This window comes from Mycobacterium sp. 852002-30065_SCH5024008 (genome assembly GCF_001665645.1).
Classification (GTDB): Bacteria; Actinomycetota; Actinomycetes; order Mycobacteriales; family Mycobacteriaceae; genus Mycobacterium; species Mycobacterium paraffinicum.
On the sequence record NZ_LZSZ01000063.1, the window covers coordinates 1 to 9,285 of the forward strand.

Consider the following 9,285-nt stretch of genomic DNA (forward strand, 5'->3'; position numbering starts at 1 on the left):
GATGTGTATAAGAGACAGGGCTCCTCGTGCGGGCGAACCGCCAGCACCACCAGGAAGTTGCCGTCGTCGGTCGGCCCGGCGCCCGGCAGCGACTGCGTCTTGGTCACCCTGATCTGGGCGTTGGCGCTGCTGGAGTCGTTGACCTGACCCCAGCCCAGGGTGGAGTCGTCGAGCAGGAAGATGGTGTCTCGGCTGCCCGCCGGTTGGCTATCGTCGAGGCCCACCACCGCCACCTGGGCGACCTCCACGGTCTCGCTGGCGGCGGGAACATTGACCAAGACGGTCTTGTACACCTTCGCCGGCTCCGGCGGCTTGTAGTCCGGCGCCGGCGGCCCGTTGAATCCCTCCGGCGGTACCGAGCCCCCGCCGTAGAAGCTGCCTGACGCCACCCAGCCGTCGCCGACCGCGGTGAACGGGTACACGCCGACGGTCGCAGCATCGAGCATGATCCGGGCACCGGCCGGCACGTACGCCTCCCGGTAAGCGCCGCTGTAGAAGTAGCGGAACGTCATCGCCTGATTGAGCGGGTTGAACAGAGCCGGGCGACGATAGGCGTCGTCGTAGTCGACGTAATCCCAGTGGCGGGGGCGTATCAGCCGCTGATTGTCGATCTTCAGGACGTCAACGTTTTCCCGATGCGTGCTGACGACGTTCTGCACCCGCTGGTTGAAGTCCAGCTGCGTGGGCGGCTTCGGTGGGTCGGCGGGGTTGACCCGCGTTACCGGCGCGGCCTTGGCCGCCGCCACCGCCTGCGGCGGAACGTCCAGGCCCCTCGGCGGTGCCACCACCGGAACGTTTCTCGGTGCATCGGGGCCCGCGGCGTTGATCGTCGGGGCCGTATTTGCGGGCGGCAGGTTCGGCGGAGTGAGCGGTGTGGCCTGCACCGGCACCGGGGCGGGCGGGACGTACGGGGGAATCTCCGGAATCTGCACCGGGGTCGGCGACGGCTGAGCCCGCCGCGGCGGCGCGTCCTGGGAGCACACGTTGGAGGTGTGATACTGCGCCACCAGATACTGACACCACTGGCAGCTGGTCGGGTTCGACCCCCCGCCGGCGCATGGAGCCGCCTCTGCCACACCGATCGTGGTCGCCACCAACGAGATCGGTGTGAAGGCGATGGCGGCCGCAGCCGCGATCCCGAGTGCTTTGCGTGGGCTCAATTCTCGAAATACCTTGACTTGTCCAGCAATTGGCGGTCCCGCTCCTGCTGTCGGTCCTGGCGGTAGGCCTCGACTTGCTCGGCGACCCACTCTTCGAGCAACCGGTCCTGGAGGGTGAACATCTCTTTTTCCTCGTCCGGCTCGCCGTGGTCGTAGCCCAGCAGATGAAGCACGCCGTGGATGGTCAACAGCGCCAACTCGTGGCCGAGGCTGTGCCCCGCCGCATCGGCCTGCCCGGCCGCGAATTCCGGGCACAGCACGATGTCACCCAGCATCGACGGCCCCGGCTCCGGGGCGTCGGGCCGGCCACCCGGCTCGAGCTCGTCCATCGGGAAACTCATCACGTCCGTCGGCCCGGGCAGGTCCATCCACCGCATGTGCAGGTCGGCCATGGCCGCGGTGTCCAACAGCACCATCGACAGCTCGGCCGCCGGGTTGACGTCCATCTTGGCGATGACAAACCGTGCGACGCTGATCAACTCGGTTTCGGAGACGTCAATGCCCGACTCGTTGGACACTTCAATGCTCATGAGACGCCCATAAAACAATCACAGCCCTCATCACCGGCGCCCGCGGGAGACCGACGCGCGGCGAGCCGCCCGGTTCATCCCCAAGCCCGGCTCTTCGAACTTGGCGTAGGCGTCGACGATTTCGGAGACCAGTCGGTGGCGCACCACGTCCACACTGGTCAGCTCCGCGATGTGGATGTCCTCGACGCTGTCCAGGATCTCGATCGCCGACCGCAGGCCCGACCTGGCGCCACCGGGAAGATCCACCTGGGTGATGTCGCCGGTGATGACCATCTTCGATCCGAAGCCGAGCCGGGTGAGGAACATCTTCATCTGCTCAGCGGTGGTGTTCTGCGCCTCGTCGAGGACGATGAAGGCCGAATTCAGTGTGCGGCCACGCATATACGCCAGCGGCGCGACCTCGATGACCCCGGCGGACATCAGCTTCGGGATCAGCTCGGGATCCATCATGTCGTACAGGGCGTCATACAGCGGCCGCAGATAGGGGTCGATCTTCTCGCTCAGTGTGCCCGGCAGAAAGCCAAGGCGCTCACCGGCTTCCACCGCCGGCCGGGTCAGGATGATGCGGTTCACCTGTTTGGTCTGCAACGCGCTGACCGCCTTGGCCATCGCCAGGTACGTCTTGCCGGTGCCGGCCGGGCCGACCCCGAAGACGATGGTGTTGGCGTCGATCGCGTCGACGTAGCGCTTCTGGTTCAGCGTCTTGGGCCGGATCGTTTTGCCGCGCCGCGACAAGATGTCCAGGGTGAGCACTTCGGCCGGCGACTCGTTGTCGGTGCCGGCCAGCATGGCGACGCTGTGGCGAACCACCTCCGGCGTCAACGGCTGACCGTTGGCGACGATCGCGACCAATTCGGAAATCGCGCGCTCGGCCAGTGCGACGTCGGCCGGCTCGCCCGAGACGGTCACGGCATTGCCACGCACGTGCAGGTCGGCGTTCAGGCTGCGCTCCAGCGCGCGAAGGTTTTCGTCCGCCGAGCCCAACAAGCCGACGACGACATCGGGCGGAACATCGACGCTGCTGCGTACTTGGGCGTTGGCCTGGAGGCCTCCGGCTGCGTCAACAGCGCTGGTCTCGCGGGGCGTCACGTGGCTCTCGATGCCTGCTTTCTCGGCTTGTCGGTGGTTTGCTCGGCTGCCTAAGTCTACGCCGGGGCCCTAGATTGGTCAGCCTTCAGCCGCGTATTGGCGGGGGTCAGGTAGTTGCCGCGCGAGGTGCCGATCCGCACCTGCCCGCCCGGGACCAGCGACGACGCGGCGCGATCGCCGACGTCCTACAGGGTGGAGGAGTGGTCCCACCGCGGGGTGAGCACGCCGAGCGCCCCCAGCGCCACCGCCGCGGCGGTCGACGTGCGCAGCACCTGGGGGCCCAGCCGCACCGGCACCGCCCCCGCCTCGGTCAACGCGGCGATCTCGTCGGGCGCGATCCCGCCTTCGGGCCCTACCACGATCAGCAACGCGGTCGCGCGGGCGATATCGAGTTTGGTCAGCGGGTCGGTGGCCGACTCGTGCAACGCCAGCGCCACGGCTCCGGCGGCCATGTCGTCGCGGATCCGCTGGGCCAGTCCCGCGGTGGACAGCACGCCCTCAACGGGCGGGATGTGCGCCCGTCGGGATTGCCGGGCCGCCGAACGGGCGACGGCGCGCCACCGGCGCAGGCCCTTGTCCACGCGCGCACCCTGCCAACTGGCCACACACCGGGCCGCCTGCCAGGCCAGGAACGCATCGGCGCCGGCTTCGGTGGCCAGTTCGATGGCCAACTCCGAACGGTCCGACTTCGGCAGCGCCTGCACCACGGTGACCGGCGGCTGCGCGGCCGCGACGCTCCAGCGCTTCAGCACCCGGGCGCGCAACCCGTCGCGGCCGGCGTGCTCGACCTCGCAGTGCGCCAGGCCGCCGGCGCCGTCGCCGAGGACCAGTTGCTCGCCGGGTCGTATCCGCCGCACGGTGGCGGCGTGAAACCCCTCGTCGCCGCCGACGACGGCCAGCGAGCCGGTATCGGGCAGCGCGTCGACGTAGAAGAGGGTCGCGACCATGTACGCGCCTTTTTCGGGCTCGCGGCTAGCGCCCGGTGAACGTTTCGCGCAGCCGGCTGAACAGGCCGCCGCCGGCGTGCGTCGAGCGGACCTCGGGCACGTCGCGGCTGCGCCGGGTCTTGAGCTCGCGCAGCAGTTCGGTGTCGCGGTGGTCCAGCCGGCTGGGCACTACCACCTCGACGTGGACGTGCAGGTCGCCCCGGGTGCCCGACCGGAGGTGAGGCATCCCGTGGCCACGCAGCGTGATGACCGAATTCGGTTGCGTGCCAGGCGGAATGGTGACCTCGCTGATGCCGTCGAGAATGGCGTCGATGGTGACCGTGGCGCCCAGCGCCGCATCGAACATGGGCACCGACACCGTGCAATGCAGGTCGTCACCCTCGCGCACGAACACGTCGTGGGCCTGCTCGTGAACCTCGACGTACAGGTCGCCGGCCGGGCCTCCCCCGGGCCCAACCTCGCCCTGGGCGGCCAGCCGCACCCGCATGCCGTCGCCGACCCCGGCGGGGATCTTGACGCTAATCTCGCGGCGGGCCCGCACCCGGCCGTCGCCCATGCACTGGTGGCAGGGATCGGGGATGACGACACCGACGCCGCGGCAGGTGGGGCACGGCCGAGAGGTCATCACCTGGCCCAACAGCGACCGCTGCACCGTCTGGACCTCGCCGCGGCCGCCGCACGTGTCACACGGGACGGGCACCGAGTCGCCGTTGGTGCCCTTACCCTGGCAGCGGTCGCACAACACCGCGGTGTCGACGGTGACCTGCTTGGTCACGCCGGCGGCGCACTCTTCGAGGTCGAGCCGCATCCGCAGCAGCGAGTCCGAGCCCGGCCGCACCCGGCCGATGGGACCGCGGGAGGTCGCGCCACCGCTGAAGCCGCCGCCGAAGAAGGCCTCGAACACGTCGCCGAGGCCGCCGAAACCGCCGCCGAAGCCGCCGTCGTCCGCGGCGGCGCCTTCCATCGGATCGCCACCCAGGTCGACGATGCGGCGTTTCTCGGGGTCGCTCAGCACCTCGTAGGCGACGCTGATCTCCTTGAACTTCGCCTGCGCGCCCTCGTCCGGGTTGACGTCGGGATGCAACTCGCGGGCCAACTTGCGGTACGCGCGCTTGATCTCCGCATCGCTGGCGTTTCTGCCCACCCCGAGCAGCCCGTAATAGTCGCGTGCCACGCCTGACTCTCCTAAACCTGGTCCTTATCCCGCGCCTGCGCATACCGCGGGTGCGCGTTCATCGAGCACCCAGGACTTCGCCGATATATAGGGCAACCGCGGCGACGCTGGCGATAGTTCCCGGATAGTCCATCCGGGTGGGCCCCAGCACACCCATCCCGCCGAAGACGGTGTCGGAGGTGCCGTAGGCGGTGGTCACCATCGAGGTGCCCGCCATTTGCTCGGCGGCCGTCTCATGGCCGATGCGCACCGTCACCTTACCGGCTTCCTGCTGGGCCGCCAGCAACCGCAGCACCACCACCTGCTCCTCGAGCGCTTCCAGGATGGAGCGCAGCGAGCCGCCGAAATCGGCGGCGTTGCGCGTCAGGTTGGCGGTCCCGCCCATCAGCAAGCGTTCTTCGGTGTGTTCCACCAAGGACTCCAGCAACACCGTCGCCGAGCGGCCGACGGCGTCGCCCAGGCCGTCCGGGGCGCGGAGCTGTCCGGCCAGGTCCGCGACCGCGATCGAGGCAGCCGAGAGCTTCTTGCCCACCAACGCCTGGCCGAGCATCTCGCGGAGCTGGGACAGCTGGTGATCGTCGATGACGTCGCCGAGTTCGACGATGCGCTGATCCACGCGACCGGTGTCGGTGATGACCACCATCAGCAGGCGGGCCGGGGTCAGTGCGATCACTTCCAGATGACGCACGGTGGACGACGTCAGCGTCGGGTACTGGACCACGGCCACCTGGCGGGTCAGCTGGGCCAGTAGGCGCACCGCCCGGCGCAGCACGTCGTCGAGGTCGACACCGGACTCCAGAAAGCTCAGGATCGCGCTGCGCTCGGCCGAGGACAGCGGCTTGACGTCGTGGAGCCGGTCGACGAATTCCCGGTAGCCCTTCTCCGTGGGCACGCGTCCGGAGCTGGTGTGCGGCTGCGTGATGTAGCCCTCGGCCTCGAGCACCGCCATGTCGTTGCGTACGGTCGCGGACGAGACGCCCAAGTTATGGCGCTCCACCAGGCTCTTGGAACCGATGGGCTCCTTGGTGGCAACGAAATCGGCGACGATGGCACGCAGCACCTCGAAGCGACGATCGTCGGCACTTCCCACTCGTTGTCACCTCCCTGCGCCGCGCTGACCCGGGTCCATTTTACGGGTCGCAAGCCGTGCTAACCGTTGGAGCGGCCCGTTGCCGAGGCCCAGGCGGCGGGCCTTCTGCGGCGGCCGTTGGAATTGCGGTGGCTTCGAGGCTGGCGACACCTCTTCCGGTTAGCCTGTCCAGCATGAACCGGTCGCGGCATTGGGCGTCGGGAGAGATCCGGCGATGATCTTCAAGGGTGTGCGCGAGGGCAAGCCGTATCCCGAGCACGGGCTGTCCTACCGCGACTGGGCCCAGATTCCGCCGCAGCAGATCCGCCTCGACGAACTGGTCACCACGACGACGGTGCTCGCGCTGGACCGCCTGCTGTCGGAGGACTCCACCTTCTACGGCGACCTCTTCCCGCATGCGGTGCGGTGGAAGGGCGTCACGTATCTCGAGGACGGCCTGCACCGCGCGGTCCGCGCGGCGCTGCGGAACCGCACCGTGTTGCACGCGCGGGTGTTCGACATGGACCGGGCGCCGGGGCCGCCCGGCTAGGCCGGTCACATTTGCGCCGCGCCGGGTGTCGACTTAGCGAGGACGTTGGTTCACAACTTGCTAGGAGGATCGCCATGTCCCGGTTGCCAGGGGTCTCAGACCGCGATGCCGGCCTGGGCGCCAAGATCGCCTTCTTCTTCACCAAGCGCAAGCTGGCACAGATGACCGGCCTGGAAACGGCCGGGATGCTGGAACCGCTGCGGATGTACGCGCACATCCCCCGGCTGCTCAACGCCTACGGCAAGCTCGAGCAGGCCGAGTCGAAGCTGGACATCCTCAGCCCGCGCCACCGCGCGCTCGCGGAGCTCAAGTCGGCGACGACGGTGCGCTGCGAGTACTGCATCGACCTCGGTTCACAGATCGCCCGCCAGTGGGGCATCACCGACGAGGAACTGCTCGCCCTGGCGGACTATCGCAACGCCTCGTGCTTCTCCGGCGTCGACAAGCTGATCCTCGAGTACGCGACCGCGATCAGTCGTACGCCCGTGGAGGTGACCGATGAGCTTTTCGATGCGCTGCGCGGGCATTTCGACACCGCCCAACTCGTCGGGCTCACCCACGTGATCACGCTGGGCAACCTGCGCGCCCGCTTCAACCTGGCGCTCGGGATCGGCTCGTCCGGCTTCTCCGGCAACCGGGTCTGCGCACTGCCCGAGGCCCGCACGTGACCGTGGATGCGTCGGTGACGGCGCGTTTCGAGGCGGCGAGGCCCCAGCTGGGCGCCATCGCCTACCGCATGCTGGGCTCGATCGACGACGCCCAGGACGCCGTGCAGGAGGCGTGGCTCCGGCTGAGCGGCACCGCCTGTGACGACATCGCCAACCTGGACGCCTGGCTCACCACGGTGGTGGCCCGCATCTGTTTGAACATGCTCCGCGACCGCCGGACGCGCGGCCTCACGGTGGCCGTGCCGGATCCGATCGTGGAGGCCGAAGGCGAATTCGACCCCGAACACCGCGCGATGCTGGCCGACGCGGTCGGGCTGGCGTTGTTCGTGGTGCTGGACAGCCTGCAGCCGGAGCAGCGCCTGGCATTCGTGCTGCACGACGTCTTCGCCGTGCCCTTCGACCAGATCGCACCCATCGTCGGCCGGACGCCGGAGGCCACCCGCAAGCTGGCCAGCCGGGCGCGCCGACGCATCGAAGAGGCCGATCCGGCCCCCGACGGCGACGCGGCCGCGCAGCGGGAGGCCGTCGACGCCTTCTTCGCGGCGGGCCGCAGCGGCGATTTCGACCGGCTGGTGGCCGTGCTGCATCCGGACGTCGTGCTGCGCGGCGACTTCGGCCACGGCACCCCCGGTTTCCGCGCCGAGGGTGCCGCCGCCGTGGCGAGGCTGGCCCGCGGCTACGCGGGCCCGGACCGCGAGGTGCGCCCGGCGACCGTCAACGGCGCCGCCGGCGCGGTCATCTTCGTCGCCGGGCGGGCGACGGCCATCATGGGATTCGTGGTGCGCGGTGGCCTGGTGGCCTCGATCGATGTGCTCGCCGACCCCGCACGCCTCGCAAAATCAGATCTGCGCGCGCTGGGCGCAGATCACTGACCGGCGGCCTGCAGCAACTCCATCGCCGACGACCGCGACAGCACCCAGCCGCCCTGGTTGACGAACGTGATGTTCTGGGTGACCGGCGAAGTCAGCTTAGGACCGGAGACCGCGACGTCAGCGGTGGCCGAACCGGCCGCGGTCGGCTGGATGTTCGTGACGTCGAACGACAGGGGCAGGTCGCCGTTCTTGGCCGCCTTCTGCAGCTTCTTGTCGGCGACGTGTGCCTCGATTCCGCTGATGCCGCCTTGCACCAGGTTGCTCTTGCTCGAGAAGGAGACGCTCGGGTCCGCCAGGCTGTTCAGCACGCCGGTCAGCTGGTCGGCGGTCGGGACGTCGGCGGCCGCAGCCGGAGCCGGATCCTGCGGTAGAGGCGCGCCCACCGCGGCCAGCCGCACCTGATCCACTGGCGCCGCGACGGAGGCCACCCCGGCGGCCGCACCCCCGATGGCGGCGAAGGCTGCCACGCTGGTGGCGAGCAATTTAACGGTCTTCATGGTTCCCCCTTCGACGGGCACGAATTTCGACGGATCCACACATCTGGCGTGGGTGTCAGCGCGCCTGCTACTCCTGTTGTTTCGCGACTCGGCACGGCTACGTTACGACCAGGCCATATGAAGACAACATGCACAACCTGTGCGCAGGCTGTGTGGCCGCCCAGAATTCTAGCCGCCTAGTTCGTCGCCGTCGCCGCCTGGATCAGCGCGATGGCGGCGTCGTGCTGCAGGACCCAGTTCCCGCCCTGATTGACGAAAACCAGGTGCTTTTCCACCGGCCCGGCGAACTTCGGACCCGAGATGGCCACGTCGGCCTGGGCCATGTTCGGGCCGGCCGGCGCGATGTTGGTCACGGCGAACGTCTCAGGAAAGTTCCCGTTGCGGTAGGCCTTGCGCAGATCGTGATCGGCGACGTGCCCCTCGTTGGGGCTGATGCCGTTTTCGACCAGATTGTTCTTGGTCGTGTACGAAACGCCCGGATCGGTCGCCTGGTTACACAGGTTCGACAACTGCTCGGCGGTCGGCAGGGCTCCCGGCGCCGGCGGCGGCGGGGGCGGATCCTGCGGAAGCGGCGCGCCGACCGCGGCCAGCTGCACCGGATCCATCGGTGCTGCGACGAAAACGCCACCGGCGGCTCCCCCTACGACGGCGAACGCCGCCACGCCGGTGGCAAGAGTTGTCATGGTCTTCACGGTCTTCACGGTTCCCCCTTCGATACGCGCGAACCGT

Annotated in this window: 11 protein-coding genes; 3 read left to right on the plus strand and 8 right to left on the minus strand. The window is 68.9% G+C overall.

The window, feature by feature from the left end:
- The 6 genes from A5781_RS07045 to hrcA form a co-directional block, all read right to left on the minus strand.
- Nucleotides 1-1,160 (minus strand): hypothetical protein (locus A5781_RS07045; RefSeq protein WP_067203196.1); only part of this gene is annotated, 1,160 nt, incomplete at its 3' end.
- Nucleotides 1,157-1,690, minus strand: a complete 534-nt coding sequence (ybeY, locus tag A5781_RS07050; RefSeq protein WP_067203198.1) for an rRNA maturation RNase YbeY — start codon at nucleotides 1,688-1,690, stop codon at nucleotides 1,157-1,159. The genes ybeY and A5781_RS07045, both read right to left, overlap by 4 nt.
- Nucleotides 1,691-1,720: 30 nt before the next feature.
- Nucleotides 1,721-2,779, minus strand: a complete 1,059-nt coding sequence (locus tag A5781_RS07055; RefSeq protein ID WP_067203200.1) for a PhoH family protein — start codon at nucleotides 2,777-2,779, stop codon at nucleotides 1,721-1,723.
- Nucleotides 2,780-2,964: 185 nt separating this feature from the next.
- Nucleotides 2,965-3,726, minus strand: a complete 762-nt coding sequence (locus A5781_RS07060; RefSeq protein ID WP_067203203.1) for a 16S rRNA (uracil(1498)-N(3))-methyltransferase — start codon at nucleotides 3,724-3,726, stop codon at nucleotides 2,965-2,967.
- A 25-nt stretch (nucleotides 3,727-3,751) separates the two neighbouring features.
- Nucleotides 3,752-4,900, minus strand: coding sequence for a molecular chaperone DnaJ (gene dnaJ, locus A5781_RS07065; RefSeq protein WP_067203206.1), 1,149 nt, complete (start codon nucleotides 4,898-4,900; stop codon nucleotides 3,752-3,754).
- A gap of 58 nt (nucleotides 4,901-4,958) precedes the next feature.
- Complete coding sequence (gene hrcA / locus A5781_RS07070; RefSeq protein ID WP_067203209.1) at nucleotides 4,959-5,990, minus strand: heat-inducible transcriptional repressor HrcA; 1,032 nt, start codon at nucleotides 5,988-5,990, stop codon at nucleotides 4,959-4,961.
- Nucleotides 5,991-6,204: 214 nt separating this feature from the next.
- Between hrcA and A5781_RS07075 the strand changes: the two genes are divergently transcribed.
- The 3 genes from A5781_RS07075 to A5781_RS07085 all read left to right on the plus strand — a co-directional run bounded on the left by A5781_RS07075 (nucleotide 6,205) and on the right by A5781_RS07085 (nucleotide 8,059).
- Nucleotides 6,205-6,519, plus strand: a complete 315-nt coding sequence (locus A5781_RS07075) for a type II toxin-antitoxin system VapB family antitoxin (protein WP_066954038.1) — start codon at nucleotides 6,205-6,207, stop codon at nucleotides 6,517-6,519.
- Nucleotides 6,520-6,593: 74 nt separating this feature from the next.
- Entirely contained in the window at nucleotides 6,594-7,187 is a 594-nt protein-coding gene (locus A5781_RS07080; RefSeq protein WP_067203211.1) for a carboxymuconolactone decarboxylase family protein, read from the plus strand.
- Nucleotides 7,184-8,059, plus strand: coding sequence for a sigma-70 family RNA polymerase sigma factor (locus A5781_RS07085; RefSeq protein ID WP_067203213.1), 876 nt, complete (start codon nucleotides 7,184-7,186; stop codon nucleotides 8,057-8,059). Before A5781_RS07080 ends, A5781_RS07085 begins: the two co-directional genes overlap by 4 nt.
- On the opposite strand, the gene A5781_RS07090 is transcribed toward A5781_RS07085, so the two are convergent.
- Nucleotides 8,053-8,556 (minus strand): hypothetical protein, encoded by a 504-nt coding sequence (locus A5781_RS07090; RefSeq protein ID WP_067203431.1) that lies wholly within the window; start codon nucleotides 8,554-8,556, stop codon nucleotides 8,053-8,055. The two genes, A5781_RS07085 and A5781_RS07090, sit on opposite strands and share 7 nt — an antisense overlap.
- Nucleotides 8,557-8,732: 176 nt before the next feature.
- Nucleotides 8,733-9,239, minus strand: a complete 507-nt coding sequence (locus tag A5781_RS07095) for a hypothetical protein (protein WP_369817691.1) — start codon at nucleotides 9,237-9,239, stop codon at nucleotides 8,733-8,735.
- Between the last annotated feature and the right edge of the window lie 46 nt (nucleotides 9,240-9,285).

Bases quoted from the DNA above. Each gene is read 5' to 3' on its own strand.
- A5781_RS07095 (WP_369817691.1), bottom strand. From the start codon at position 9,239: ATGACAACTCTTGCCACCGGCGTGGCGGCGTTCGCCGTCGTAGGGGGA.
- A5781_RS07075 (WP_066954038.1), top strand. From the start codon at position 6,205: ATGATCTTCAAGGGTGTGCGCGAGGGCAAGCCGTATCCCGAGCACGGG.
- ybeY (WP_067203198.1), bottom strand. From the start codon at position 1,690: ATGAGCATTGAAGTGTCCAACGAGTCGGGCATTGACGTCTCCGAAACC.
- A5781_RS07060 (WP_067203203.1), bottom strand. From the start codon at position 3,726: ATGGTCGCGACCCTCTTCTACGTCGACGCGCTGCCCGATACCGGCTCG.
- A5781_RS07090 (WP_067203431.1), bottom strand. From the start codon at position 8,556: ATGAAGACCGTTAAATTGCTCGCCACCAGCGTGGCAGCCTTCGCCGCC.
- A5781_RS07080 (WP_067203211.1), top strand. From the start codon at position 6,594: ATGTCCCGGTTGCCAGGGGTCTCAGACCGCGATGCCGGCCTGGGCGCC.